The 24814-nt window shown below is 62.0% G+C and carries 24 protein-coding genes and 4 tRNA genes; 17 read left to right on the top strand and 11 right to left on the bottom strand.

The window, feature by feature from the left end:
- Positions 1 to 8 precede the first annotated feature (8 nt).
- From AC1PQG_RS05710 to hemN, 3 genes are all read right to left on the bottom strand, one after another.
- Positions 9 to 434, bottom strand: coding sequence for a universal stress protein (locus AC1PQG_RS05710; protein ID WP_481121653.1), 426 nt, complete (start codon positions 432 to 434; stop codon positions 9 to 11).
- Between the two features lie 27 nt (positions 435 to 461).
- Positions 462 to 1169, bottom strand: coding sequence for a sulfite exporter TauE/SafE family protein (locus AC1PQG_RS05705; RefSeq protein WP_481121652.1), 708 nt, complete (start codon positions 1167 to 1169; stop codon positions 462 to 464).
- A 112-nt stretch (positions 1170 to 1281) separates the two neighbouring features.
- Positions 1282 to 2676 carry an oxygen-independent coproporphyrinogen III oxidase gene (gene hemN, locus AC1PQG_RS05700; RefSeq protein WP_481121651.1) on the bottom strand — a complete coding sequence of 465 codons (1395 nt, stop codon included), beginning with the start codon at positions 2674 to 2676 and terminating at the stop codon, positions 1282 to 1284.
- 118 nt (positions 2677 to 2794) lie between these two features.
- Here hemN and fnr point away from each other — a divergent pair, with 118 nt between their 5' ends.
- Positions 2795 to 3529 (top strand): fumarate/nitrate reduction transcriptional regulator Fnr, encoded by a 735-nt coding sequence (fnr, locus tag AC1PQG_RS05695; RefSeq protein WP_481122972.1) that lies wholly within the window; start codon positions 2795 to 2797, stop codon positions 3527 to 3529.
- Between the two features lie 19 nt (positions 3530 to 3548).
- Here fnr and AC1PQG_RS05690 read toward each other — a convergent pair whose 3' ends face one another.
- From AC1PQG_RS05690 to AC1PQG_RS05665, 6 genes are all read right to left on the bottom strand, one after another.
- The gene (locus AC1PQG_RS05690; protein WP_481121650.1) at positions 3549 to 3935 is read right to left on the bottom strand and encodes a SirB2 family protein; all 387 of its coding nucleotides are present in this window, start codon (positions 3933 to 3935) and stop codon (positions 3549 to 3551) included.
- Between the two features lie 72 nt (positions 3936 to 4007).
- Positions 4008 to 4748 (bottom strand): oxygen-binding di-iron domain-containing protein, encoded by a 741-nt coding sequence (locus AC1PQG_RS05685; protein ID WP_481121649.1) that lies wholly within the window; start codon positions 4746 to 4748, stop codon positions 4008 to 4010.
- Positions 4749 to 4755: 7 nt separating this feature from the next.
- Positions 4756 to 5379 carry a chemotaxis protein gene (locus AC1PQG_RS05680; protein ID WP_481121648.1) on the bottom strand — a complete coding sequence of 208 codons (624 nt, stop codon included), beginning with the start codon at positions 5377 to 5379 and terminating at the stop codon, positions 4756 to 4758.
- A 160-nt stretch (positions 5380 to 5539) separates the two neighbouring features.
- A tRNA-His gene (locus tag AC1PQG_RS05675) sits at positions 5540 to 5615 on the bottom strand.
- Positions 5616 to 5663: 48 nt separating this feature from the next.
- Positions 5664 to 5737, bottom strand: a tRNA-Arg gene (locus AC1PQG_RS05670).
- Between the two features lie 27 nt (positions 5738 to 5764).
- Positions 5765 to 5841 (bottom strand) — tRNA-Pro (locus tag AC1PQG_RS05665).
- A gap of 352 nt (positions 5842 to 6193) precedes the next feature.
- On the opposite strand from AC1PQG_RS05665, the gene AC1PQG_RS05660 reads away from it, so the two are divergent.
- The 3 genes from AC1PQG_RS05660 to AC1PQG_RS05650 are packed head-to-tail and all read left to right on the top strand — an operon-like array spanning position 6194 to position 10370.
- Positions 6194 to 8881, top strand: coding sequence for a bifunctional acetate--CoA ligase family protein/GNAT family N-acetyltransferase (locus AC1PQG_RS05660; protein WP_481121647.1), 2688 nt, complete (start codon positions 6194 to 6196; stop codon positions 8879 to 8881).
- 2 nt (positions 8882 to 8883) lie between these two features.
- A complete protein-coding gene (locus tag AC1PQG_RS05655) occupies positions 8884 to 9483 on the top strand; it encodes a DNA-3-methyladenine glycosylase I (RefSeq protein WP_481121646.1) in 600 nt (199 codons plus the stop codon).
- A 38-nt stretch (positions 9484 to 9521) separates the two neighbouring features.
- Entirely contained in the window at positions 9522 to 10370 is an 849-nt protein-coding gene (locus AC1PQG_RS05650) for a D-hexose-6-phosphate mutarotase (protein ID WP_481121645.1), read from the top strand.
- Between the two features lie 85 nt (positions 10371 to 10455).
- Here AC1PQG_RS05650 and AC1PQG_RS05645 read toward each other — a convergent pair whose 3' ends face one another.
- Entirely contained in the window at positions 10456 to 11667 is a 1212-nt protein-coding gene (locus AC1PQG_RS05645; RefSeq protein ID WP_481121644.1) for a hypothetical protein, read from the bottom strand.
- A gap of 185 nt (positions 11668 to 11852) precedes the next feature.
- Between AC1PQG_RS05645 and AC1PQG_RS05640 the strand changes: the two genes are divergently transcribed.
- The 11 genes from AC1PQG_RS05640 to AC1PQG_RS05590 all read left to right on the top strand — a co-directional run bounded on the left by AC1PQG_RS05640 (position 11853) and on the right by AC1PQG_RS05590 (position 20957).
- Positions 11853 to 14180 (top strand): Tex family protein, encoded by a 2328-nt coding sequence (locus AC1PQG_RS05640; RefSeq protein ID WP_481121643.1) that lies wholly within the window; start codon positions 11853 to 11855, stop codon positions 14178 to 14180.
- Positions 14181 to 14267: 87 nt separating this feature from the next.
- Positions 14268 to 14633 carry an ArsC family reductase gene (locus AC1PQG_RS05635; RefSeq protein WP_481121642.1) on the top strand — a complete coding sequence of 122 codons (366 nt, stop codon included), beginning with the start codon at positions 14268 to 14270 and terminating at the stop codon, positions 14631 to 14633.
- The gene (gene hslO / locus AC1PQG_RS05630) at positions 14630 to 15487 is read left to right on the top strand and encodes an Hsp33 family molecular chaperone HslO (RefSeq protein WP_481121641.1); all 858 of its coding nucleotides are present in this window, start codon (positions 14630 to 14632) and stop codon (positions 15485 to 15487) included. Before AC1PQG_RS05635 ends, hslO begins: the two co-directional genes overlap by 4 nt.
- 90 nt (positions 15488 to 15577) lie before the next feature.
- Entirely contained in the window at positions 15578 to 16390 is an 813-nt protein-coding gene (gene minC, locus AC1PQG_RS05625; RefSeq protein WP_481121640.1) for a septum site-determining protein MinC, read from the top strand.
- Positions 16391 to 16417: 27 nt separating this feature from the next.
- Positions 16418 to 17233: a septum site-determining protein MinD gene (minD, locus tag AC1PQG_RS05620; RefSeq protein ID WP_481121639.1), complete on the top strand. Its 816-nt coding sequence runs from the start codon at positions 16418 to 16420 to the stop codon at positions 17231 to 17233.
- Position 17234: 1 nt separating this feature from the next.
- Complete coding sequence (gene minE, locus AC1PQG_RS05615; protein ID WP_481115311.1) at positions 17235 to 17495, top strand: cell division topological specificity factor MinE; 261 nt, start codon at positions 17235 to 17237, stop codon at positions 17493 to 17495.
- Positions 17496 to 17673: 178 nt separating this feature from the next.
- Positions 17674 to 18801, top strand: coding sequence for a tyrosine-type recombinase/integrase (locus AC1PQG_RS05610; RefSeq protein WP_481121638.1), 1128 nt, complete (start codon positions 17674 to 17676; stop codon positions 18799 to 18801).
- A 10-nt stretch (positions 18802 to 18811) separates the two neighbouring features.
- A tRNA-Leu gene (locus AC1PQG_RS05605) sits at positions 18812 to 18895 on the top strand.
- Between the two features lie 16 nt (positions 18896 to 18911).
- Positions 18912 to 19247: an H-NS histone family protein gene (locus AC1PQG_RS05600; protein ID WP_481121637.1), complete on the top strand. Its 336-nt coding sequence runs from the start codon at positions 18912 to 18914 to the stop codon at positions 19245 to 19247.
- Positions 19248 to 20061: 814 nt separating this feature from the next.
- On the top strand, positions 20062 to 20694 hold the full coding sequence (locus AC1PQG_RS05595) for a hypothetical protein (RefSeq protein ID WP_481121636.1): 633 nt from the start codon (positions 20062 to 20064) through the stop codon (positions 20692 to 20694).
- A gap of 2 nt (positions 20695 to 20696) precedes the next feature.
- Positions 20697 to 20957: a hypothetical protein gene (locus tag AC1PQG_RS05590; RefSeq protein ID WP_481121635.1), complete on the top strand. Its 261-nt coding sequence runs from the start codon at positions 20697 to 20699 to the stop codon at positions 20955 to 20957.
- A 70-nt stretch (positions 20958 to 21027) separates the two neighbouring features.
- On the opposite strand, the gene AC1PQG_RS05585 is transcribed toward AC1PQG_RS05590, so the two are convergent.
- Positions 21028 to 21699, bottom strand: coding sequence for a hypothetical protein (locus tag AC1PQG_RS05585; RefSeq protein WP_481121634.1), 672 nt, complete (start codon positions 21697 to 21699; stop codon positions 21028 to 21030).
- 843 nt (positions 21700 to 22542) lie between these two features.
- On the opposite strand from AC1PQG_RS05585, the gene AC1PQG_RS05580 reads away from it, so the two are divergent.
- Positions 22543 to 23745: a tyrosine-type recombinase/integrase gene (locus AC1PQG_RS05580; RefSeq protein ID WP_481121633.1), complete on the top strand. Its 1203-nt coding sequence runs from the start codon at positions 22543 to 22545 to the stop codon at positions 23743 to 23745.
- On the top strand, positions 23742 to 24812 hold the full coding sequence (locus tag AC1PQG_RS05575) for a PDDEXK nuclease domain-containing protein (RefSeq protein WP_481121632.1): 1071 nt from the start codon (positions 23742 to 23744) through the stop codon (positions 24810 to 24812). Before AC1PQG_RS05580 ends, AC1PQG_RS05575 begins: the two co-directional genes overlap by 4 nt.
- Positions 24813 to 24814 lie beyond the last annotated feature (2 nt).

The raw sequence follows: 24814 nt of genomic DNA, 5'->3' as shown, positions 1-24814 counted from the left end.
TGCCTCCCTCAGCCCACCAGCAGCACGGGCAGCGTGGCCCGCTGCAGCACCCGCGTCGCCACCGAGCCGACGAACAGATCCGCCACCACGCCTCGGCCGTGCCGACCGAGGCACAGGTAAGCGCACTCCAGCACGGTCGCCTGATGGAGCACCACATCTGCCGGCTGACCCACGAGGATATGCGGCGTCACCGGCAACCCCGCCGCCTTCAGGCGGGCCATCGGCGCCTTGAGCACGCCCTCGCCTTCGTCGCGGTAATAGGCATCCAGGGCTTCGCGGGCCACATGGCGGGTCGCAAATTCGATGGGAATCGGCGGATGCACGTACAGCACATGCACATCCGGCACGCTCTTCAGTTGGTCCGCCAGCGCGATCACCTGATCGACGACGCGCTGGGCAACCGGAGAATCATCTACGGCCAGCAGGATTTTCATGATTCGCTCCGCCTTCCAGAAAAAGACTCAGAAATGGCAGACCACGCCATTCCACAGATTGCTGCCGAGGGTAGGCGTCGTCACCAGCCCATACACGCCGAAGGCCAGCACCACCAATCCAGACCCCGTGCGCACCGCCCGGTTCCGCACCACATCGCGCAGCCGCTTGAGCAGCATGCCAGCGAGCAACAGGTTGGGCAGCGTGCCAAGGCCGAAAGCCAGCATCAACCCCGCACCGCGCTCCGCCGAGCCGGTCACCAGCGCCGTCGCCAGCACGCTATAGACCAGGCCACAGGGCAAAAAACCCCACAGCAGGCCAAGGGGAAGGGCCTGGCTCACGCTGCGCGCCGGCAGGAAGCGCCGGGTCAGCGGCTGGATGCGCGCCCACAGCTTGTGGCCGAGTTGCTCGACACCAGACAAGGCCCGCGTGAAACCGGTCAGGTAGAGCCCAAGCGCCACCAGCATCAGGTTGGCGGCCACGTACAGAACCAGCTGGATCGGCAGGATGTTGTTGAACAGCAGCCCGACCGTACCGATCGCCCCCATCGCCGCACCGGCCAGCGTATAGCTGCTGATCCGCCCGACGTTGTAGGCCAGGTGCAGGGGCCAGTCACTGCGCCGCTGGCCGGGCAACTGCACGGTCAGCGCGCTGACGATGCCGCCGCACATGCCGACACAGTGGGTGCCGCCGAGCAAGCCGATGAGGAAGACTGCGAAATAGCCGGTTTCGGGCATGGAGATTCAACCTGGACAAACAAAAACGCCCCGTGGGCAACACGGGGCGCGTTCCAACACTTGGCCCGGCATTCTAGCCCGCCCACCTCGGAGCGGCCAGCCGGCCGGAAGTTCAGATCACCTTCGAGTAACGGGTGCGCTCCCGGTCGGCGCGCAGGTACTTGTCAAAGACCATCGCAATCGCCCGCACCAGCATGCGGCCGGCCGGCAGCACGGTGATCCACTGCTTGTCGATCTTCAGCAAGCCGCCCTTCTCCATCTCGCGCAAGTCGGCGAGTTCTGCGGCGAAATACTTGTTGAAGTCGATCAAGTGAGCAATCTCGATGGACTCTATGGACAGCTCGAAGTGGCACATCAGCGCCTGGATGATCGCCCGCCGCAGCAGGTCGTCCGGCGTCAGCTCGATGCCGCGCAGCACCGGCAGGCGGCCAGTGTCGATGATGTCGTAGTACTCGTCGAGGGTCTTCACGTTCTGCGCGTAGGTCGGGCCGACCTTGCCGATCGCCGACACGCCGAAGGCCAGCAGATCGCACTCCGCGTAGGTGGAGTAACCCTGGAAGTTGCGGTGCAGGCGCCCCTGGCGCTGAGCCGTGGTCAGCTCGTCGTCCGGCTTGGCGAAGTGGTCCATGCCGATATACACGTAGCCCGCCTCGGTCAGGCGGCGGATCGCCAGCTGCAGGATCTGCAGCTTGGTCTCGCCGGACGGCAGCTGCGCGTCGATGATGCGGCGCTGGGGCTTGAACAAGCTCGGCAGGTGCGCGTAGTTGTAGATCGACAGGCGATCCGGCGACAGCGCCAGAATCTGCTCGAGGGTGCGGTTGAAGCTGATCACGTTCTGCTTGGGCAGGCCGTAGATCAGGTCCACGCTGACCGACTTGAAGCCATGGGCCCGCGCCGCGTCGATCACCAGCTTGGTTTCTTCCTCGCTCTGGACGCGGTTGACCGCCTTCTGCACGTCCGGATTGAAATCCTGAATGCCGACGCTCATGCGGTTGAAGCCGAGCTCGGCCAGCAACGCAACGGTGGCTTCGTCCACCTTGCGCGGGTCCACCTCGATGGAATACTCACCGTCCGGCACCAGCGTGAAGTGCTTGCGGACCATGCCCATCAGGCGGCGCAGTTCGTCGTGGGACAGGAAGGTCGGCGTGCCGCCGCCCAGGTGCAATTGCAGCACTTCCCGCGGCCCGTCGAGCTTGGCCGCCTGCATGTCCACTTCCTTTTCGAGATAATCCAGATACTTGGCGGAGCGACCGTGATCCTTGGTGATGATCTTGTTGCACGCGCAGTAGTAGCAGATCGTATTGCAGAAGGGGATGTGGAAGTATAATGAGAGCGGTTTGCCGATTCCGCCGACAGTGCGCCTCCCGAGCCAGTGCTCCAGGGCATCGGAGTTGAACGCCTCGACGAAGCGGTCAGCGGTCGGGTACGACGTATACCTCGGGCCATTCACATCAAACTTGCGAATGAGCTCGGGATCGAATATCAGGTCTTTTTGTGTCGTGTTCATGGTGCACTTCTGTTGGTTGCGCTGAACAATCGCAGAATCGATCCAAAACAGTATTGACGTGGATCAAAGGGCTCCAAACGTTGGTAAAACCATCCAGTTCAGGTGATTGCGCGTGCAGATGAAATCGGTGATTCCGGTGACGGTCGTGGACATCAAGGTCGCGTGTTCCCAGTGCAACCTGCGGGAATTGTGTCTTCCCTTCGGCCTCGACCCCAATGAGATCGACCAGCTCGACGAGCTCGTCGGCAGCCGCCGCAAGATCAAGCGGCAGCAGCACCTCTACCGCTCCGGCGACAACTTCGAGGCGATCTACGCAATCCGCGCCGGCTCGTTCAAGACCGACGTGATCCTTGAGGACGGCCGCGACCAGGTGACCGGCTTCCAGATGACCGGCGAAGTCTTGGGCCTAGACGGCATCAGCACCGAGCACCATTCCTGCAACGCCATCGCATTGGAAGACAGCGAAGTCTGCGTAATCCCCTTCAACCGGCTCGAAGAGCTGTCACGGGAAGTAGAGAGCCTGCAGCACCAGTTCCACAAGATCATGAGCCGCGAGATCGTCCGCGACCACGGCGTGATGATGCTGCTCGGCTCGATGCGCGCAGAAGAGCGGCTGGCGGCCTTTCTGCTGAACATGTCCCAGCGCTTCACTGCACGGGGCTTCTCGCCGTCGGAATTCCACCTGCGCATGACCCGCGACGAGATCGGCTCCTACCTGGGCCTCAAGCTCGAGACGGTATCCCGCGCCTTCTCCCGCTTCCAGGAAGAAGGCCTGGTCGCCGTCCAGCAGAAGCACATCCGCATTCTCGACACGCCGGGCCTGAAGCGCCTGCTCAACCACCACGCCGCCTGAGCACCGCCGGCACCCGGCCTCACAGCCAGGCCAGCCAGCCGAGCGGATCCTTGCTGACCGCCACCGACACGATCCACGACAGCGTCGCCAGCGCGCCCACGTAGGCCGCGGCGCGTTGCGCACGCGGTCGCGCCGCCTTCAGCGCAACACTCCCCAGCCCGATATAGACGAGCAAGCCCAGCACCTTGGCCGTCAACCAGGCATGCACAAAGGGGTATTGGGCAGACATCCAGGCCAGGCCGAGCGCACTACCCAGCAGGCAGGAATCGACGACATGGGGCAGCACCCGGGTCAGACGCGCCCGCAATAGCGGCGAGCCGCTGAACGACCACCAGCCCCGCAATGCGAAGCCGCAACCGCTGAGCACCACGCAGGTGATGTGGAAATGCTTGAGAGCCAGATACATGCCGCGCCTCCATCGTTCCGCGGCAAAGCTCCGGGCTGCCGGCGGGCCCCGCAAGAACGGGGCCGCGACACTTTAGCTGCGCAGCACGCCCACTTCCAGTGCAGCGAACCAGTTAATGAATCGCTGCACGTCCGCCCCCTGGTAAATGGCCCCATGCTGCGGCACCAGCATGTCGATCTCCAGGCGGGAGACGCGCTCGCACCAGTCGCGCTTGGCCCGGTCCGAGCCCATCCAGCGCTTGTGAAAACCTTCCGCATGGCGGATGTGGCGGGAGAAGTCCTGCACATACAGCTCGTTATGATCCGCCGGCAACAGAGCTGCACCGACATCGCCCGAGAACAGGATCTTGGCCTTTGGATCGTACAGATGGAAATTGCCCGACGAGTGCAGGTAATGGGCCGGAATCGCCTGCAGCTCAAGACCATCGAGACGGATCGTCATGCCCGAATCGGGGATCGGCACGAAGGTCGAATCCTGCCCGCCGAAATGGGGCAGAAAACTCTGCCACAACCAACTCGTATAGCACTTCAGGTCGGGCTTGAACTCCAGCCACAAGGCCAGCGAGGAAATGATGTCCGGATCCTGATGGGACGCGAAGATACCCGCCAGGCGTGTCGGATCGCACTCCGCCGACAACGCGGAGAATACCGACGGAAAGATCTCGATCCCACCCGGATCGCACAGCAGGGCCTCCTCCCCGTGAACGACCACATATTCATTAGTATCGATGATGTAACCAGGCTTGGTGGTATCCCGCGCGATCGCCAGCCAGCGATGTTCCTCGTCTTGGTAGATGCAATGGGCCTGTTTCATGGGTTTCCTAATCCTTTACGAGGCGTTCCTTGCCGAGAACTTCGAGGGATCGCTTGATCTGCGCGATCACCTCGGCAAAATCCGTCGAGACCTGCATCAATGCCGCACTGAAGCTGCCGCCATAGGCCGCCTCGATCTTCGCCGAACGAGCCAGCACACCGCCCAGTTCGACCAATTGCTGGGTTTCCTCGACCGCCGCGCGCAAACGCAGATCGAGGGAACGCAGGCGCACCTGCTGTTCAGCAAGCCGCGTGGCGCCACGCCTGCGAGCCTCCCGCGCACCCGGCACGCCCTCACCGCTGAGCCTCAAGGCCTCCGCCAGAATCGCTGCAATGCGCTGCTGCTGCACGACACCGGTGACACTCCCGACCGAGCCGGAAGTCATTTCCCTCAGGGATGCCATGTGGCGGGTCAAATCCTGGGCGAAGCGCCGCAACTCGTTGGACAGCACACCGAATCCGAGCGCCGCATTACCCGCCCGCTTGGCGAGAAAGATCGCATTGAGGGCCATCAGATTGATGCGAAAGGCCGTCGCCACGATGGCCTTGATCTCCTCATTGACCCGGACGATACGGGCAAGCTCGCCGGTCCGCGGAGCAATCCCGTGAAAATTCGGTTCTGGCGCATTCATGTGGACTCTCTGGAGCAGGCAAACAGTGGTGGCTGATTAACGGCGAAGATGCAATCGGCTTGAGCCATTCGATGCGGAAAAGACGGCACCACCCCAACGTCACGCCGCCGGTGCCGTAAACGAGAAAACCCGCTGACGAATCAGCGGGTTTTCTTGTACTTGGGGCGACATACCGGTTTCGAACCGGTGACACCTGGAATCACAATCCAGTGCTCTACCAACTGAGCTAATGCCGCCACTGATGACCGCCGATCGAAATCGCCGATCTAGAACCTTTTAAAGAGCCTGCCCGACAGGAATCGAACCTGTAACCCCCGGCTTAGAAGGCCGGTGCTCTATCCAGTTGAGCTACGGGCAGTTCGCCGTGGGCACCCGGGTCAAGCTTTGGTCGGGGTGGAGAGATTCGAACTCCCGACATCTTGCTCCCAAAGCAAGCGCGCTACCGGACTGCGCTACACCCCGAGAGCCGCGAATATTACACACCAATCGAAAGCTCGTCAAATAAAATTGGCACGAATTTTCATGTTCGACGAAATTCGTGCCTGCGGGACGCTTCAGGTCACGATGCATCACCTCCTCGCGCGCCCACCCGAACGCATGCCTTCCGGGTAAGCGTTGCATGCGCGCAACAAATTGAATTCACACAAATTGACCTAGATCACAGCTTTCGTTGTGCAACGCAATAAATCAGTAGGATTACCAATACCAGGATCCCCCTCGCAGGGTAAAATCCGGCCCGGCCCCAGACGCCCCGAAGCCCCGTGGCAACGGCAACCCAATAGCCGCACGATTCGCACTCACCCGAGTACCCATCATGAACGAACAGCACTACCTCACGCCCCTCTTCGAGCCCCGCTCCGTGGCCATCATCGGCGCCAGCGAAAGAGAGCTGTCCCTCGGCAACATCCTCGTCCGCAACATGCTGGAGGCCGGCTTCAAGGGCAAGCTGTTCACCGTCAATCCCAAGTACGACCAAGTGCTGGGCGTCCCCTGTTACAAGAGCGTCGAGGACATCCCCCAGCGCCTCGACCTGGCCGTCATCACCACCAAGGCCGACCGCGTGCCGGCCATCGTCGACGCCTGTGGGCGCGCCGGCTGCAAATCCGTGGTGGTGCTGCCGTCAGGCTTCTCCGACGCCGGGCCGCGTGGCCGCATGCTCGAGAAGAACACGGTCGAAAACGCCCGCCGCCACCGCATCCGCCTGCTCGGCCCCAACTGTCTGGGCGTGCTGCGCCCCGAACTCGGCCTCAACGCCAGCTTCGCCCACGGCGGCGCCATCAAGGGGTCGATCGGCCTGATCTCCCAGTCCGGCGCACTCTGTTCAGCGATTCTCGACTGGGCGCGGCCCAACAACGTCGGCTTCTCGTCCGTCGTATCCCTCGGCACCTCGGTCAACATCGACTTCGGTGAGGTCCTCGAATTCATGGTTTCGGACGCCCGCACCGAGAGCATCTTCCTATATGTAGAAGGCATCAAGGACGCGCGCCGCTTCGTCAGTGCGCTGCGCGCCGCTGCCCGCGTCAAGCCGGTGCTGCTGATCAAGGTCGGTCGCCACCCGGCCGGCTCCCACGCCGCGCTGCTGCACTCCGGCGCCACGGTCGGCGAGGACGCGGTGTTCGACGCCGCCCTGCGCCGCGCCGGCGTGATCCGCCTGTACAACATGGGCCAGTTGTTCGCCGCCGCCAACGCGCTGTTCTCCCACTTCCGCCCGCGCGGCAACCGCCTGGCCGTGATCACCAACGGCGGTGGCCCCGGCGTGATGGCCGCCGACCGCGCCGCCGACCTGCGCATCCCGCTGGCCACGCTGTCCGATGGCACGATTGCCAAGCTCAACGAAATCCTGCCGGCCAACTGGTCCCACTGCAATCCGGTGGACATCATCGGTGACGCCGACCCGGAGCGTTACAGCAAGACTCTCGACATCGTGCTGGCCGACGAGAACGTGGAAGGCGTGCTGACCATCCTGACCCCCCAGGCCATGGCCCGCCCCACCGAAGTCGCGCAAAAGGTCATCGAGATCGAACGGGCTGCCGACAAACCGGTGTTCACCTGCTGGATGGGCGAGGAGCAAGTCCGTGAGGGGCGCAAGCTGTTCGAGACAGCCGGCATTCCCACCTTCCGAACGCCGGAACCGGCGGTCGAGCTGTTCGGCCACATCTCGGCCTACTACCGCAACCAGAAACTGCTGGTTCAGACGCCGAGCTCCCTGTCCTCCGACCTCAACCCGCCGTCGGTGGAAAGCGCCCGCCTGGTCATCGAAACGGCCCTGTCCGAACGCCGCAAGAACCTCAACGAGATGGAGTCCAAGGCCCTGCTGGCTGCCTTCCGGATCCCTATCGCGCAGACTGTCGTCGCCCGCTCCGCCACCGAGGCAATGGTGCTGGCCGAAGAACTGGGCCTGCCGGTCGCCATGAAGATCGACTCCCCGTCGATCACCCACAAGGCCGACACCGGCGGCGTGCGCCTCAACCTCAGCGGCCTCGCCGCCGTGCGCTCCGCCTACCAGGAGATCCTTGAGGAAGTGAAGCGCAAGCGCCCCGACGCCATCATCAACGGGGTTGCCATCGAACCGATGGTCATCAAGCCCTACGGCCGCGAGCTGATGGTCGGCGCCTTCCGCGACCCGATCTTCGGGCCGGTGATCACCTTCGGCGAAGGCGGCGCCCACGTCGAGATCCAGGCCGACCGCGCGGTAGCCCTGCCGCCACTCAACAATTACCTGGTCAAGGATCTGATCAAGTCCACCCGCGTCTCCACGCTGCTTGGCGAATACCGCAACATGCCGCCGATCAATATGGAGTCGCTGGAGTTCGTGCTGCTGCGCATCTCCGAAATGGTCTGCGAACTGCCGTGGATCCGCGTGATGGACATCAACCCGCTGATCGTGGACGAGCACGGCGCCGTCGCCGTCGACGCGCGCATCGTGGTGGACAACATCGCCCCCACCGCCGACCGCTACGACCACATGGCGATCCACCCCTATCCGTCGCACCTGATCACCAAGATCTCGATGCCGGAGGGCGAGATCACCGTGCGGCCGATCAAGCCCGAAGATGCGGATCTGGAAATCGAGTTCGTGCGCAAGCTGTCACCGGAGACCAAGTACCTGCGCTTCATGAACACCCTGCGCGAGATGCCGCCGGCGATGGTCGCCCGCCTCACGCAGATCGACTACGACCGGGAAATGGCCTTCGTCGCCACCATCGAGGAAGACGGCGTCGAAGTGGAAATCGGCGTGACCCGGTACGCGGTCAATCCGGATGGCGAAACCTGTGAATTTGCGATCGTCGTCGCCGAGGACTGGCAGCACCGCGGCCTCGCCCGGCGCCTGATGGGCGTGCTGATCGAAACCGCGCGCAACCGCGGCCTGCACGCGATGACCGGGATCTTCCTGTCGAACAATGAACGCATGCTGAAATTCGTCGCCAGCCTGGGCTTCGTGCTGACCAACGACCCGGAAGACAACACCGTCAAGCACGGCATCCTGACCCTGCAGGGCTGAGGATGAACAACACCAACCAACCCGTCCGCTGCGCCTGGTGCGGGGACGACCCCCTGTACCAGGCCTACCACGACGAGGAATGGGGCGTGCCGCTGCACGACGACCGCGCCCTGTTCGAGCTCCTGACCCTCGAAGGCGCCCAGGCCGGGCTATCGTGGATCACCGTGCTGCGCAAGCGCGAGAACTACCGCCAGGCCTTCGCCGGCTTCGACCCGGCCGTCGTGGCCCACTTCACCGAAGCCGACCAGGCCGCCCTCCTCGCCAACCCGGGCATCGTCCGCAACCGCCTGAAGGTCGCCTCCACCATCGACAACGCCCGCGCGTTCCTGGAAATCCAGGCCGAGTTCGGCAGCTTCGACGCCTGGCTGTGGCGCTTCGTGGACGGCCAGCCGATCCACAACAGCCTGCGCAGCCTTGCCGACGCCCAGGCCAGCACGCCGCTGTCCGACCAGCTCAGCAAGGCGCTCAAGAAGCGCGGCTTCCGCTTCGTCGGCACAACCATCTGCTACGCCTTCATGCAGGCCGCCGGCATGGTCAACGACCACACCACCGACTGCTTCCGCCATCAGGAAGTCGTCGCGTTATCATCGCGCCCTCTGTAACACTCAAGCGCCGGCCTGATGGGGCCGGCCCGCGAAAGATGACCGACCAGATCGAAACCGCCGAATTGCACGGCCAGCCCGTGCTCAAGCTGCAGACGCCGGACGGCGCTGTCGCCCTGATCTCCCTGTTCGGCGCCCATGTGCTGTCCTGGACACCCGCCGGCGGCGAAGACCGTCTCTACCTCAGCCCCAAGGCGGTTTTTGACGGCGCCACCGCCATCCGCGGCGGCGTGCCGGTGTGCTTCCCCCAGTTCGCCGGCCTCGGCCCCCTGCCCAAGCACGGCTTTGCCCGCAATCGTCTCTGGGAAGTCGCCAGCACCCGCGCCGGCAAGGACTTCGCCGTCGCCACGCTGCGCCTCAGCGACGACGACGCCACCCGCGCCCTGTGGCCCCACGCCTTCGCCACCGAGATGAGCATCTCCATTGGCGGCGACCGCCTCGACATGGAACTGGAAGTAGAGAACACCGGCGACACGCCGTTCAGCTTCACCGCCGCCCTGCACACCTACCTGAAGGTGCGCGAAGTGGAGGCCCTCAGCGTCGACGGCCTGCGCGGGCTGGAATACCGGGACAGCGCCGACGGCGACCGGATCAAGAAGGAAACCGGCGTCGGCCTCGCCATCGACAGCGAAGTCGACCGCGTGTATCACGGCGCGCCGCGTACGCTGCTGGTACGGGAGAATCACCGGGCGATGGGCATCCACACCGAGAACTTTCCCGATGTGGTGATCTGGAATCCGTGGGAGGAAAAGTGCGCGGCTCTCGCCGACATGCCTGCCGACGGCTTCCGCCGCATGCTGTGCGTCGAAGCCGCCGCTGTGAAGGAACCCGTGGAGCTGGCTGCCGGCGCCAACTGGTGGGGCCGGCAGACCCTCATCGCCATGTAAGAAACAACCTCAAGGAAACATCGGGCAGCCCCCGGTTTCCTTGCCCCCACGGGATGGGCCGGGCAACGCCCAGCCCTGGGGACGCTCAGTTGGCTGCACGCACCGTGTCGGCCACGTTGCGGCCATTCACGCGGACGATGGCGACGGTATGGCCGGAACCATCCATCTCCACCGGCTCCACCGTCACGCTGCCCGCATCCAGCGCCCGTTGCAGGCGCTGCGTGGCATGCTCGGACGTCATGCCCGGCTCATGTGAGTCCAGACCCTGAACCCGGATCTTGCGGCCCCCCTGGTAGAAGGTCGCACCGTCCATCGCATAAGCCCGCGAAGCCCCACGCGCCGGGCGTGAGGGCGTCGGCGTCGTCACAGCCAGCGGTACATTGCCGGACGACGCAGAGGCACCCGGCGCCGGAGCGAGCGGCGTGCTTACGGGCGCTGGCGACGTGGCCGCCGGACGCGGAGCCGGGGCGGGAGCCGGTTCAGGAGCGGACTGCGCATTGACCGCCGCAGCCGCCGCGGCAGCGGCTTCAGCCGCCGACATGCCGGCCGTCGAGACCGCCGACGGAGCTCGAACGGCGTGGGCTTGCGGCACCACGGCCTGGACTGCCGGAGCCGACGGCGCACTGATCACCGGCGGCGGAATCACCATGGTCTGACGCCCGCCGGCCACGGCTGGCGGCGGCACCGGAATCGCCGCACGGCGCTCCGCCGGCGGCAGCGGCGCCGAATTCGGCGTGAAGGCCTCACGCCCCAGCGCTTCGCGGCCCGTCATCGGAGCATAGGCCTCCCGCCCGATGGCGCGGCCATGGCTGCGGCTAGGCGGCTTCGGCGGCTCGACGCGGGACTCGACGGTCTTAAGCGCGGCAGCCTTGGCAGCCGCTTTGGCATCCGGCGAAAGGGGAGCAGCGACCTGCGGCGTCCGCTCCTCCCGGGCCGCCTTGCCGTGATGGCGGCGGTCATTACGCTCGGCCTTGCCCTTTCCCTTGCCCGCCTTGCCGCCTTTCTCAGCAACCGCGGCTTTGTCATGGCGACCGGCCTTGCCGGCCTTCACGGCATGGCGTGGCGTTTCGGTCTTGACAGCCTTGCCCGAGGCGGACTTGGCCGAAGAAGTCTTTTTGGATGCGCTGGCCTTGGACTCGGAAGACTTTCCGGCCTTGGCTGTCTTTTTGGCCTCCGGCTTGGACGCCGGAGCTGCCTTGTGAGCACCGGCCTTGGCCTGGTGATGGGCGGCAGAGGCTTCGCCTCCGGCCATCATCAGGCCCAGCGCCAGTGTCAGCGCGGCAATCTTGGGATTCATGCGGTGTGCTCTCCTGCTGCTGTGTCGGGCCGCCCCAAGGGGCTCCCCGACTGGATGTACGCGAAAACGGCAGTCTGCGCGACATGGATAATCGTGAGATTTTACCGGAAACTCCACCGGCTACGGACTTGCAGGCGCGGCTGCCTTTCTGCACCATGCGCCCTTTTTGAGGCCTTCCCCCGTCCATGCTTCTGCCGATCGAACAACGCATTGCCGCCGAACTAGGTGTACAGCCCCGTCAGGTTTTTGCTGCCGTGCAGCTTCTCGACGAAGGCGCCACCGTGCCCTTCGTGGCCCGCTACCGTAAAGAAGTGACCGGCGGCCTGGACGATACCCAACTGCGCAACCTCGAAGAGCGCCTCGGCTACCTGCGCGAACTGGAAGACCGCCGCGCCGCGGTGATCGCCAGCATCGACGAACAGGGCAAGCTCGATCCCGCCCTGCGTGAAGCCATCGAGAACGCCGAAACCAAGCAGCGCCTCGAAGACCTCTACCTGCCCTACAAGCAGAAGCGCCGCACCAAGGCCCAGATCGCCCGCGAAGCCGGCATCGAACCCCTCGCCAATGCACTGCTGGCCGACCCGACCCTGGTACCGGAAACCGAGGCCGCCGCCTATTTCAATGCCGAAGCCGGCTTTGCCGACACCAAGTCGGTGCTCGACGGCGCCCGCCAGATCCTGATGGAACGCTTCGCCGAAGACGCCGAACTGATCGGCAAGCTGCGCGAATACCTGCAGGACCACGGCGTCGTCGCCTCGACGGTGATCGCCGACAAGGAGAACGACCCGGCCGCCGCGAAGTTCCGCGACTGGTTCGACTTCCGTGAGGCCATCGGCACCGTGCCGTCCCACCGGGCGCTGGCACTGTTCCGCGGCCGCAACGAAGGCTTCCTGCGCCTGCAGCTGGCCCTCGACTCCGATCCCACCGACGGCAGCACGCCCGGCCCCAACCCCTGCGAAGGGCGCATCGCCGGCCACTTCGGCGTCAAGGACCAGGGCCGCGCCGCCGACGCCTGGCTGCGCGAAACGGTGCGCTGGGCGTGGAGCGTCAAGATCTCCCTGCACCTGGAACTCGAACTGCTCGGCCAGCTGCGCGAACAGGCGGAAGAGGAAGCCATCCGCGTCTTCGGCCGCAACCTGAAGGACCTGCTGCTCGCCGCCCCCGCCGGCGCCCGCGCCACGCTGGGCCTCGACCCTGGCCTGCGCACCGGCGTCAAGGTGGCCATCGTCGACCAGACCGGCAAACTCCTCGACACCGCCACCATCTACCCCCACGAGCCGCGCCGCGACTGGGACGGCAGCCTGCACACGCTGTCGAAGCTGTGCGAGAAGCACAATGTGTCGCTGATCGCCATCGGCAACGGCACCGCCAGCCGCGAGACCGACAAGCTCGCCGCCGATCTGATCAAGCTGCGCCCCGAGCTGCACATGACCAAGATCGTCGTCTCGGAAGCCGGTGCCTCGGTGTACTCGGCCTCCGAACTGGCCGCCAAGGAATTCCCCGACCTGGACGTCAGCCTGCGCGGCGCCGTCTCCATCGCCCGTCGCCTGCAGGATCCGCTGGCCGAGCTGGTCAAGATCGATCCCAAGTCCATCGGCGTCGGCCAGTACCAGCACGACGTCAATCAGACCCGCCTGGCCCGCGCGCTGGATTCGGTGGTCGAGGACTGCGTGAACGCCGTCGGCGTGGACGTAAACATGGCCTCCGTCGCGCTGCTGACCCGCATCTCCGGCCTCAACGCCACGTTGGCCGCCAACATCGTCGCCCACCGGGACGCCAACGGCCCTTTCCCGAGCCGCGCCGCGCTGCTCGACGTGCCGCGCCTCGGCCCCAAGACCTTCGAGCAGGCCGCCGGCTTCCTGCGCATCACCAACGGCAGCAACCCGCTCGACGCCTCGGCGGTGCACCCGGAAGCCTATCCAGTGGTCGAACGCATCCTTGCCGACATCCAGAAGAACGTCCGTGACCTGATGGGCGACGCCCGCGCCATCGGCCAGTTGAAGGCCGAGCGCTACACCGACGAACGCTTCGGCCTGCCCACCGTGCTGGACATCCTGAAGGAACTCGACAAGCCCGGCCGCGACCCGCGCCCCGAGTTCAAGACCGCCAGCTTCAAGGAAGGCGTCGAGGACCTGAAGGACCTGGCCGTCGGCATGATCCTCGAAGGCGTGGTCACCAACGTCACCAACTTCGGCGCCTTCGTGGACATCGGTGTGCACCAGGACGGCCTGGTCCACGTGTCGGCCCTGTCCGACCGCTTCGTCAAGGACCCGCACACCATCGTGAAAGCCGGCCAGGTAGTGAAGGTGAAAGTCACCGAAGTGGACCTGCCGCGCAAGCGCATCGCCCTCACCATGCGCATGGGCGACCAGCCCCAGGCCGGCGGCCACAAGCCCGGCGGCGACCGGCGCGACGCCCCGCGCGGCGGCCAGCGTCCGGCCGGCAAGCCGAACCGCGAACCCGCCCTGGCTGGCTCGCTGGCCTCGGCCTTCGCCAAGGCCCTCAAGAAATAAGCCCGCACCCACTCCGGGGCGGCTAGAATCCGTCCCATCTGTTTGATTTGCCAGCGACGCCCCCCGGGGCGTCGCGCTGTTTTCCCCATGACCACGATCTACGGCATAAAGAACTGCGACACCATGAAGAAGGCCTTCGCCTGGCTCGACGAACATGGCGTCGCCTACACCTTCCACGACTACAAGAAGTCGGGCATCGACTCGGGCAAGCTGCACGCATGGAGCAAGGCCATCGGCTGGAAGAGCCTGGTCAATACCCGTGGCACCACCTGGCGCAAGCTGTCCGCCGAACAGCAGGCCATCGAGACCCAGAGCGCCGCCGTGCAGCTGATGCAGGAATTCCCCAGCCTGATCCGCCGCCCCGTCATCGAAACCGACAGCGGCCAGCTGCTGGTCGGCCTCGACACAGCCCTCTACACCAGCTTCCTCACCGCGACGGGCACCCCGGAATGAGCAACTCCTACATCCAGCGCTTCCTGCTCGAAGAGCTCGACATCCGCGGCGCCGTCGTCAAGCTCGACGACGTCTGGCAAGGCATCCTCGAAAACCGCGACTACCCGGCCAACGTCCGCGACCTGCTCGGCGCCATGAGCGCCATCGCCAGCGTCATCGGTGGCAACCTCAAGCAAGCCGGCCGCCTGACCATCCAGCTGCAGGGTCATGGCCCGGTCAGCCTACTGGTGGTGGACATCAACGAAGCCCTCAACCTGCGCGGCTACGCCAAGGCCGCCCCCGAAGCCGCCGGCAAGCAGGGCATCGCCGACCTGCTCGGCGACGGCCAGCTGCTGCTGAGCCTCGACATGCCCGGCCTGCGCCACCCGTACCAGAGCTATGTGCCGATCGAAGGCGACAGCGTCGCCGAGATCTTCGAGCACTACCTGACCCAGTCCGAACAGCAACCCGCCGCGCTGCACACCGCCGCCTCGGAAAACGCCGCCGCCTGCCTGTTCCTGCAGAAGCTGCCGGACGCCGACAAGAAGGACGCCGACGGCTGGGACCGCGTCACCCGCCTGGCCTCGACGATCCGCCCCGACGAGCTGCTGAATCTGCCCGCCGACGAAGTGCTGCTGCGCCTCTTCCATCAGGAAACCGTACGCCTGCTGGACGCCCGCGAAGTCAGCCACGAGTGGCCGCAGGACTGGGACAAGGTGCGCGACATGCTGCGCTCCCTCGGCCGCGCCGAACTGGAGTCCATGCTGGCCGAACACGGCGAAGTGCTGATCCACGACGACCTGTCGAACCACGAATACCGCTTCAGTGCGGACGACATCGCCGCGCTGTTCAACGAACCGCCCACCCTTCACTGAAACAACCCATTGCACCCGCGGACTTGCCCGAAACCCTGCTGAAAAGTAGACTTCCACAGCTTTAGTCCGCACTCACGCAACACATCTTCTATGGCCGACGCTTCCCAGGGCAAACTGATCGAGTTCAAAGGCGCCAGCCTGGCGGTGATGACCGCCTACGTCAGGGAGACGGACGCCGTGCGTCTCGCCGACGCCATGCACATGATGATGGGCGGCATGCCCGACTTCTTTGCCGGCGAACCGGTAGTGCTCGACTTTTCCCAACTCGCCGGCGCGCCCGACTGGGTAAACTGGACCGCCATCACCAGCCTGCTGCGACGCTACCAGGTACAGCCCATCGGCGTGCGGCATCTGCCCGAACACCTGCACGAAGGCGCCCGCCGCGCCAATCTGGCGATGCTCGGCAAGGAAGGCATGTCGGCCGAAAGGCCCGTCGCCACGCCGCAACCCGCCGCGCCGGTGCCCCAGCCCGAACCCGTGGCGGCGCCCGCTCCGGCCCCTGCGCCGGACCCCGTCGCCGAAGCCCAGCCGGCCGCCGGCAATACCGCGGCCCCCACACTGATCGTCGAGCGCCCGCTGCGCTCCGGCCAACAGATCTACGCCAAGGGCGGCGACCTCGTACTTCTCGCTGGCATGAGCCCCGGCTCGGAAGTCATCGCCGACGGCAGCATCCACGTCTATGGCCCGCTGCGCGGCCGTGCCCTCGCCGGCGCCCGCGGCGACACGTCGGCCCGCATCTTCAGCACCAATTTCGGTCCCGAGCTGGTCTCCATCGCCGGGGTGTACCGCACCTTCGAACGCGGCATCCCGCAGAACGCTGCCGGGCGTGCCGCCCAGGTGCGCCTCATCGGCTCGGACAACCAACATACTCTCGAAATCACCCCGCTTCAGAACGACCACTGAAGCGACACCATTATTTAAGGGGATCCCGTGACACGCGTCATCGTAATCACGTCCGGCAAGGGCGGCGTCGGCAAGACCACCACCAGTGCGAGCATCTCGTCCGGGCTGGCCCTGCGTGGCTTCAAGACCGCGGTCATCGACTTCGACGTCGGCCTGCGCAACCTCGACCTGATCATGGGCTGCGAACGCCGCGTGGTGTACGACCTGGTCAACGTCATCAACGGCGAAGCCAACCTGAGCCAGGCACTGATCAAGGACAAGCACTGCGACAACCTATTCATCCTGCCCGCCTCGCAAACCCGCGACAAGGACGCGCTGACCGAGGAAGGCGTCGAGAAGGTCCTGAAGGATCTGTCCCACCAGGGCTTCGACTACGTGGTCTGCGACTCACCCGCCGGCATCGAGCGCGGCGCCGTCATGGCGCTGACCTTCGCCGACGAGGCCATCGTCGTCTCCAACCCCGAAGTCTCCTCGGTGCGTGACTCCGACCGCATCCTTGGCATCCTGCAGAGCAAGAGCCGCCGCGCCATCGAAGGCCGCGAACCGGTCAAGGAACACCTGCTGATCACCCGCTACTCCCCGAAGCGCGTCGAAGAAGGCGAAATGCTGTCCTACAAGGACGTGCAGGAGCTGCTGCGCGTGCCGCTGATCGGCGTGATCCCCGAATCCGACGACGTCCTCCAGGCCTCCAACCAGGGCACGCCCGCCATCCATCTGAAGGACAGCGACGTCGCCTTCGCCTACCAGGACGTGGTGGCCCGCTTCCTCAGCGAAGACCGCCCGCTGCGCTTCGTCAGCTACGAAAAGCCCGGCATCCTGAAGCGACTCTTCGGAGGCAAGTGAGATGTCCCTCCTTTCCTACTTTTTCGGCTCGAAGCCCAAGACCGCCGCGGTAGCCAAGGAGCGCCTGTCGCTCATCATCGCCCACGAGCGCACCAGCAACCGTGCACCGGACTTCCTGCCCGCGCTGCAGAAGGAGCTGATCGAAGTCATCTCGAAGTACGTCAATGTCGGCCTCGACGACATCAAGGTCCAGCTCGAAAAGCAGGACAACTGCGAGATCCTCGAAGTGAACATCACGCTGCCCGAGCAGCCTCAGAAATAAACCAAACTGCCCGGATGGTGAAATTGGTAAACACAGCGGACTTAAAAAACAATTAGTTATACCGCTCTGCACAGACCAAAAAACTGTTCAAAATCAACAAAATAGGCAAACTGCGGTTTGCCTATTTTTTTATCCAGCGCTAGAATCCGTGTGCAAAATCTGCACACGGGAGGCCGTCATGGCTAGCATCACTGAGTTACCGTCCGGGCGCTGGCGCGTCCAAATTCGTCGTAAATCGCTGGGTCGTCATGAGGCGCTGTTTGATAGCCGTGAGGACGCCGAGCGTTGGGCGATTGACACCGAGGCGCGTCTAATGTCACGCGCTGTACTGGAACCGCTCACTGCTCAGAGCATTACGTTTGCCGCCGCATCTGCTCAATATCAGTTGAGTACAGTATTCAGTAATAAAGCGGCATCAACCCGGAGCCGCGAGGCGTATTGTTCTACTGCTGTTGTCGCGTATTTCGGTACTCAAACGCTCGCGTCTATCAATCGTCACAGCGTACAGGCGTTTATAGATAGACGCACTCGAGATAAAAACGCACATGGCAAACCCATCAGCGGCGATACCGTTCGTCTCGAAAAGGCGTATATTTCTGCCGTTTTCAGACACGCTATGCGTCGTGGACTCGCAGAGCATAATCCCGCAAACGCTGAACTCGACCTGCCCCGTTGTAACGCTCGAGAGGTTCGTATAACGCCAGCGCAAGAGGTGGCGCTATTAACAGAGGCGGTGCGATATGGTCTAGGGCATCACCGCGCCAATCCCAATTTAATCACCTGGGCGCAGTTCGTGTTCTACACCGGCACTCGCCCAGGTGAGGCCGCAAAAATTGAACTTGAATGGCTCAATCTCGAACGCGCTGAAATTCATATACCACGTATGAGTCATAAAACACGCCGCCCTCGCGTTATTTTGCTCACTGACCGTATGGCCGCTATTTTGAAATTTCAGGTAGAGAAAGCCAGGGAGGCGGGCTCAAAATACCTATTCTGGTCGCGTTCTGCAAAATGCGGCATTACGCCCTATCGCTATAATCAGCCCTGGCGCGCTATTTGCCGTAACTGCAGCATACCGGATACAGTAGTTCCGCATGGTATTCGTCACGAGTTTATTAGCCGTCTGTTCGAGTCTACTAGCCTGTCAGATACTCAGGTGGCTGCCGTTGTTGGTGACGTGCACGTACTGTCGCTAGAGCCGTACAAACATCTCAGGACGAACGTTTTGCGTGGACAGCTTGAAACGCATCTCAAATCCGTAGTAGACTCTATACACGACGCTATAGACCTGCAGCCTGACCTATAGCGTGTAACCTGCCCCGGTGGTGAAATGGTAAACACAGAGCGCTTAAAACGCTCCGGCGCTAGCCTTACCGGTTCGAGTCCGGTCCGGGGTACCAAATTTTAGGAGAACGTATGAGCGCTAATGTTGATTTGTCGCAGCTATCGTATGAGCAACTGTTGCAAGTTACGACCGAGGCGCAGAAGCTGCTCAAGCGAAACCGTGAACGTCATCTGGACGAATTAGCTGCTGAAATTCGGCATAAAATCGAATTAGGCTGTTTCACTGTTAAAGAGGTGTTCGACAGGGTTCAGGAGAAGCCTAAGCCTGCTCGCGTTAAATTGCCGATGAAATATCAGAATCCAGCGGACGCTAAACAGCAGTGGAGCGGCAAGGGTCGTTTGCCCTCGTGGGCGGCTACTCACGTTGCAGCCGGCGGTAAGCTTGACGAGTTGCTGATTCAAAAATGAGCTTGCTTGGCTATCTGTCTAGCGCGTTTGAATCGCTAACGTCGTCTATTCGTACAGACGACACGCCAGCGGATTGGACTAACGCATTCGGCACGGCGTGTGACTATCAAATACCTGCAGAGTCTGACTCGTCGTTTTCGTCATCGGACTGGTCGACGTTTAACGACGGTTATTGAGTTGGTGCAGCTACACTACACCCTTACATAAGACTATAAGCTTAGGTGCAGTTCTGATGCACCCTTACATAAGACTATAAGCTTAGGTGCAGTTCTGATGCACCCTTACATAGCTCTATACCTAGGTGCAGCTACACTACACCCTTACATAGCTCTATTGTATAGGTGTAGCTGTGCTACACCCTAACATAGCCGCGCCTAGCGGCTCGGCAGAGGGGCTATAGCCCCGCCGGGCGCATAGCGCCCTGTGATGCGGGGCGGCCCCTCTAGCGGCGCATAGCGCCGCGTAGGTACCAAGATTGAGGGGCGGCGAGCGTAGCGAGCCCGCTTATAGCAGAAACCGTGCATTCTCAGTGACCATAGCCGCCCCTAGGGCGGCTATTTTTTCGTCTACTCGTCCTGTCCGTTCATTTATTGTTCAAAACGTATAAAACTCCTCGCTATATCTGTATATGTCAGGCGACATATTGATTCAGTGATTGATTGAGTGAGTTCCCGAAAAGATTGACCCCCGTTCGTCCCGGCGTACGGGGGTTAATTTTTTTAGTAATTCCGGGAAACGTATAAAACTCCTCGCTATATGTAATAGGTGCAGTGCTACTGCACCTATTCACTCAATCGCCTACTGGAGTTTTACAATGTCTACCGTCCTGCCAAAATTCGCTATGATTCCCGCTGCTATTCTGCTCGATAGTCGTATCGGTGCATCTGAGCTGCGTGTTTATGCTGCTCTGTCGTTACACGCCGCTCACAATCGCAAATGCAGTATTACGCACGCGCGCATTGCTGAAATTTCCGGATTCTCTGAAAAATCCGTTAAATATGTCTCTGCGTGTATCCGCAAACTGTCCGATTTCGGTTATGTGAAAATCACACTAACTGAATATCGCAAACCGAACGTCTATACGTTACTCGACGTTGCTGTTACTGACGATAACAGGCATTTGCGTACTGTTACTGACCGCCAGTTGCCCGATGCTGTCTATAACGAGCGTCAACAGTCTCAACGCACCGCATATATCGAAAAACGTGATGCTCGTGACGCGGCTGTAGGTTATGACCAATACGACGCTATTGCTGATGCTCAACGTCAGTTAGAGTCGTACTACTACGCATCTAGTGTTGAGCGCGATATCGCCGTTGCTGCCCTTGCTGATGAGCTGCTGACTGCTAAACGTCGTGCTGCTCGTGCTGCGCTCGCTCCTGCTCCCGCTTACGAGTACGAGCCCGAAATTTTTAACGATGACGAATTTCCGTACACGGGAGAGTAACGATGAAATACACTATTGAGGTTTTTGACCGTCAAACCGGCAATACGTCTAACTACGAAATTCCGGTGTCTGACATTGACGAATTTCTGTCGGTACTTTGCGAGCGTTATCCGTTCTCTCGAGTTGAAATCGCGACTGAGGCTGACACTATCCCGTATGTTTTCCGCGTCGATTTCGGTGTTATTCTTCCGCCTCCTTATATCGAAGAGATTTATCTAGATGAATATCTCAAGGGCTACGGCTACCCATATGGCTACGTCTGAATAACAAAAGCCCCCGGAAACCGGGGGCTTTTTAAATCAACTCAAATCCTGCTCTACTGTATTTTCCTGTTCAATGTCTCAGTTTCTTTAGTAGCTGTCGGGTGACATACGCATCTCCGACAAAAATCAGTTGGTTTACTCGTCTAGCTAGCGTCCTAGCTTTCTTTTGTATCGCATTGCCTGAATTCGTGATTACTAGTATTCCTGCTAACGTATAGTCACTTCGAATAATTAGCCCGTCTAGTCCGTCTAGGTCCTTGTCGACGATGCGTGCACGTATTCCCGCTCGTCCGATTACGCCCAGTACCTCCGTTTTTCTTTTTTGCTCTATTAGATATTTTGCTGCTTCAACGTGTCTGTGATAGTCGAGAAAACCCACCTCATATCCGTGATGTGCCCATCCTCTCTCGTATCCGTCCTCTACTATTTTCGCGTTTAGCCTATTTGCGCCCGGTTTCGTGAGTATCCACGCGTGGACGTTTGCAGGCGTATCACGCCGCAATACCTCGCCTCCTTTTTCGAGCCGCCTTAGCGTCCTTTCTGCCATTGTTGTTGCTGAATGCTCGTTGCTGCCTTGCCATACCCAGGCTCCTACGAGCCTTGTTGTGAGCCATCCTGTTAGCCCTATGGCTTTCAAAACTTCGAGCTCGTTAGCTCGTGCTATCTCGCATCGTGCGCGGCTTTTGCGTGGACCTATCGGCCTGAATTCGCTCTCTGAGTCGCGCTTATTCGTTGTAGTCATACGTTGTACCCCCTGTTAATGTTCGTACAACGTATAGCTACAACGTATAAATTAGAGAGAAACCGCTTTGCGGCTTCTCTTTGTTTACGTGTAATACCGTTCGCTCAAGGGGCCTAGGGGCCCCCGCTCACTCTCGCGCTAGGGCGCGAGTATTACGGGGCGTCCGGCTTTCAGCCGGGCGGCCCCACCTTTTTACGCCGCCGACTCCGTCACCGTCTATCGCTTCGCTAAAAGGCGGGGCCCCCCGCCTGACGCGTCCGCCCGGGGCTTATACGCCCCCCGTCAATCTAGCGCGGCTGGGGCCGCTTAAACGGGCTGTACGCCCGTTTATACGATTGCCGGCTCCCCCTTAGGGGCGTCTATTGCGCGGGCGCAATAGACCGCTACGCAAGACGCCTGCGGCTTTGCTTCGCGTCACTGCGTGCGCTTTACGTCGCGCTAGTGCGCTCCGTATAAACTCTGAACCTATACTTGTAGAATTGAGACACGCCGCATAACTGAATATGGTGACGTATTCGGGACTGCTACAGGTTGGCATTGCAGCGATTTCAGCGTAGACGACGCCAGACTGAAACTGGCTAGTCGTGGGGTTCGAGTCCCTCGTGTCTCAATTTGTTTTGCAGCACAAAAGATGTTCCGCAGCCCCGCGATACGCGGGGCTTTTTCATTTCAGGATGACTCCAGCACCGGACTTCGCTGGACTACGCCACAGCCAGATACAGCAGGTTTATCAAGGACTTAGGCGAGTTCAACATATGCCGGTGCTTTCCGAAACTTGACCCGACTTCCCGTCTGTTGGCCCCTAGAAGGCTCCTGGGAACCGGGTCTTTCCGAGGAGTCATCATGGCAAAGATCAAGCTCACCAAGTCCGCTGTCGATGCGGCACAACCCCAGGCGCAGGCCGTCGAACTCCGGGACACATTGGTGCCCGGCTTCTTGTGCAAGATTACCCCATCGGGTCGCAAGGTGTTCATGCTCCAGTACCGGACGAACGCCGGCGAGCGCCGCAAGCCTGCGCTCGGTCAGTACGGGGAGCTGACCGTCGAACAGGCCCGATCCTTGGCGCAGGAGTGGCTGGCTCAGGTTCGTCGGGGCGGTGATCCCGGCGCAGCCAAGGCCGAAGCGCGCAAAGCACCTACCGTCGAGGAGCTGTGCAAGAAGTTCATGGAGGATCACTCCAAGAAGCGCAACAAGCCCAGCACCCAGCTCGGCTATCAGCGTGTCATCGACCGCTGCATCATCCCGCTGCTGGGCCGCAAGAAGGTCCAAGACGTGAAGCGCCCCGATGTTGCCGGGCTGATGGAAAAGTTCTCGTACAAGCCCACCGAGGCGAACAAAGCGTTCAGCATCTTGCGCAAGATGTTCAATCTGGCCGAGGTGTGGGGCTACCGGCCTGATGGCAGCAACCCCTGCCGGCATATCCAGTTGTTTCCGGCTGGCAAGTCCACCCATCTCATCAGCGACGAGGACATGGGCAAGCTGTTCCGGCAGCTCGACAAGATCGAGGCCAAAGGGCTGGAGAACTATGTGATCCCGTTGGCGATCCGCCTGCAGTTCGAATTCGCTGGCCGCCGTGGCGAAATCGTCTCGCTCGAATGGGAATGGGTCGATCTGGAGAACCGGCGGGTCGTCTGGCCCGACAGCAAGACCGGCGGCATGTCCAAGCCCATGAGCGAGGAAGCCTACCGGCTGCTTTCGACAGCGCCGCATGAGGAAGGCGCTCGCTATGTGCTGCCGTCGCCGCGCCATCCGGGGCAACACCTGACCACAGGCGAGTATTACGGTGGCTGGAGCCGTGCGCTCAAAGCGGCGGGGGCAACGCATGTGGGGACGCACGGCATCCGCCACCGCTCGGCGACCGACATTGCCAATTCGGGCATTCCGGTCAAGGTCGGCATGGCGCTGACGGCGCACAAGACCGTGGTGATGTTCATGCGCTACGTGCACACCGAGGACAAGCCGGTGCGGGAGGCCGCCGAACTGGTGGCGAATCGGCGCAAGGCGATCACCGGCGCCAAGCAGCAGCCTGCGGAGGCGACGGCATGAACACGCGCCGGTCATCCGCAGCATTGTCCGCAGCGCCTTCGGCGCTGCTGGGCGACATTCGGGCACTGATCGAGGCGGCGCGCAAGCGCGCCGCCTCGACGGTGAATAGCGAACTGACGATGCTCTACTGGCGCATCGGCCAGCGCATCCGCACGCAGGTCTTGGACGGGCGCCGCGGCGCCTACGGCAAGGAGGTCCTATCCACCTTGGCGGCGCAGTTGGTGAAGGAGTACGGCAGCAGCTTTGCCGAGCAGAACCTGCGCCGCATGGTGCAATTCGCGGCCACCTTTCCCGACGAGCAGATTCTCGTATCACTGATACGAGAATTGAGCTGGACGCACTTCATCGCCCTGATCCCGCTGAAAGACCCACTCCAGCGGGACTACTACGCGCAGATGGCGAGCGCCGAACGCTGGAGCGTGCGGACGCTGCGCGAGCGCATCGACTCGATGCTGTACGAGCGCACGGCGCTGTCCCAGAAGCCAGGCGAGACGATTGTGCAGGAGCTGGCGACCCTGCGCGATGCGCAGCGCATGTCGCCCGCTCTGGTCATGCGCGACCCGTACATCCTCGACTTCCTGGGGCTGCGGGACACTTGGCAGGAAGGCGACTTGGAAGAGGCAATCATCCGAGAAATGGAATCCTTCCTGCTAGAACTGGGCGCGGGGTTCAGCTTCGTGGCCCGACAGAAGCGCATCCCTATTGACAATGACGACTTTTACCTAGATCTGCTGTTCTACAACCGAAAGCTGCAGCGATTGGTGGCGGTGGAGTTGAAGGTAGGCGACTTCAAGGCGGCCTACAAAGGACAGATGGAGCTTTACCTTCGCTGGCTGGACAAACACGAGTGCGAGCCGGCTGAAGCCTCGCCGCTGGGGATCATCCTTTGCACCGGCAAGAAGCGCGAGCAGATCGAACTGCTGGAACTGGATAAGTCAGGTATCCACGTTGCCGAATACCTAACGACATTGCCGCCACGCGAAATGCTGGCCGAGCGGCTACAGCAGGCGACCGCACGTGCCCGGCTGCAAATTGAACAGCGTGACGACGACATAGCTAGGCGCTGATT

This window comes from Zoogloea sp. GDB6, from assembly GCF_056724105.1.
The sequence above is the reverse complement of the archived record's forward strand: the minus strand, read 5'-3'. Positions and strand labels throughout refer to the sequence as shown.

Bases quoted from the DNA above. Each gene is read 5' to 3' on its own strand.
- AC1PQG_RS05710 (WP_481121653.1), bottom strand. From the start codon at position 434: ATGAAAATCCTGCTGGCCGTAGATGATTCTCCGGTTGCCCAGCGCGTC.
- AC1PQG_RS05705 (WP_481121652.1), bottom strand. From the start codon at position 1,169: ATGCCCGAAACCGGCTATTTCGCAGTCTTCCTCATCGGCTTGCTCGGC.
- hemN (WP_481121651.1), bottom strand. From the start codon at position 2,676: ATGAACACGACACAAAAAGACCTGATATTCGATCCCGAGCTCATTCGC.
- fnr (WP_481122972.1), top strand. From the start codon at position 2,795: ATGAAATCGGTGATTCCGGTGACGGTCGTGGACATCAAGGTCGCGTGT.
- AC1PQG_RS05690 (WP_481121650.1), bottom strand. From the start codon at position 3,935: ATGTATCTGGCTCTCAAGCATTTCCACATCACCTGCGTGGTGCTCAGC.
- AC1PQG_RS05685 (WP_481121649.1), bottom strand. From the start codon at position 4,748: ATGAAACAGGCCCATTGCATCTACCAAGACGAGGAACATCGCTGGCTG.
- AC1PQG_RS05680 (WP_481121648.1), bottom strand. From the start codon at position 5,379: ATGAATGCGCCAGAACCGAATTTTCACGGGATTGCTCCGCGGACCGGC.
- AC1PQG_RS05660 (WP_481121647.1), top strand. From the start codon at position 6,194: ATGAACGAACAGCACTACCTCACGCCCCTCTTCGAGCCCCGCTCCGTG.
- AC1PQG_RS05655 (WP_481121646.1), top strand. From the start codon at position 8,884: ATGAACAACACCAACCAACCCGTCCGCTGCGCCTGGTGCGGGGACGAC.
- AC1PQG_RS05650 (WP_481121645.1), top strand. From the start codon at position 9,522: ATGACCGACCAGATCGAAACCGCCGAATTGCACGGCCAGCCCGTGCTC.
- AC1PQG_RS05645 (WP_481121644.1), bottom strand. From the start codon at position 11,667: ATGAATCCCAAGATTGCCGCGCTGACACTGGCGCTGGGCCTGATGATG.
- AC1PQG_RS05640 (WP_481121643.1), top strand. From the start codon at position 11,853: ATGCTTCTGCCGATCGAACAACGCATTGCCGCCGAACTAGGTGTACAG.
- AC1PQG_RS05635 (WP_481121642.1), top strand. From the start codon at position 14,268: ATGACCACGATCTACGGCATAAAGAACTGCGACACCATGAAGAAGGCC.
- hslO (WP_481121641.1), top strand. From the start codon at position 14,630: ATGAGCAACTCCTACATCCAGCGCTTCCTGCTCGAAGAGCTCGACATC.
- minC (WP_481121640.1), top strand. From the start codon at position 15,578: ATGGCCGACGCTTCCCAGGGCAAACTGATCGAGTTCAAAGGCGCCAGC.
- minE (WP_481115311.1), top strand. From the start codon at position 17,235: ATGTCCCTCCTTTCCTACTTTTTCGGCTCGAAGCCCAAGACCGCCGCG.
- AC1PQG_RS05610 (WP_481121638.1), top strand. From the start codon at position 17,674: ATGGCTAGCATCACTGAGTTACCGTCCGGGCGCTGGCGCGTCCAAATT.
- AC1PQG_RS05600 (WP_481121637.1), top strand. From the start codon at position 18,912: ATGAGCGCTAATGTTGATTTGTCGCAGCTATCGTATGAGCAACTGTTG.
- AC1PQG_RS05595 (WP_481121636.1), top strand. From the start codon at position 20,062: ATGTCTACCGTCCTGCCAAAATTCGCTATGATTCCCGCTGCTATTCTG.
- AC1PQG_RS05590 (WP_481121635.1), top strand. From the start codon at position 20,697: ATGAAATACACTATTGAGGTTTTTGACCGTCAAACCGGCAATACGTCT.
- AC1PQG_RS05585 (WP_481121634.1), bottom strand. From the start codon at position 21,699: ATGACTACAACGAATAAGCGCGACTCAGAGAGCGAATTCAGGCCGATA.
- AC1PQG_RS05580 (WP_481121633.1), top strand. From the start codon at position 22,543: ATGGCAAAGATCAAGCTCACCAAGTCCGCTGTCGATGCGGCACAACCC.
- AC1PQG_RS05575 (WP_481121632.1), top strand. From the start codon at position 23,742: ATGAACACGCGCCGGTCATCCGCAGCATTGTCCGCAGCGCCTTCGGCG.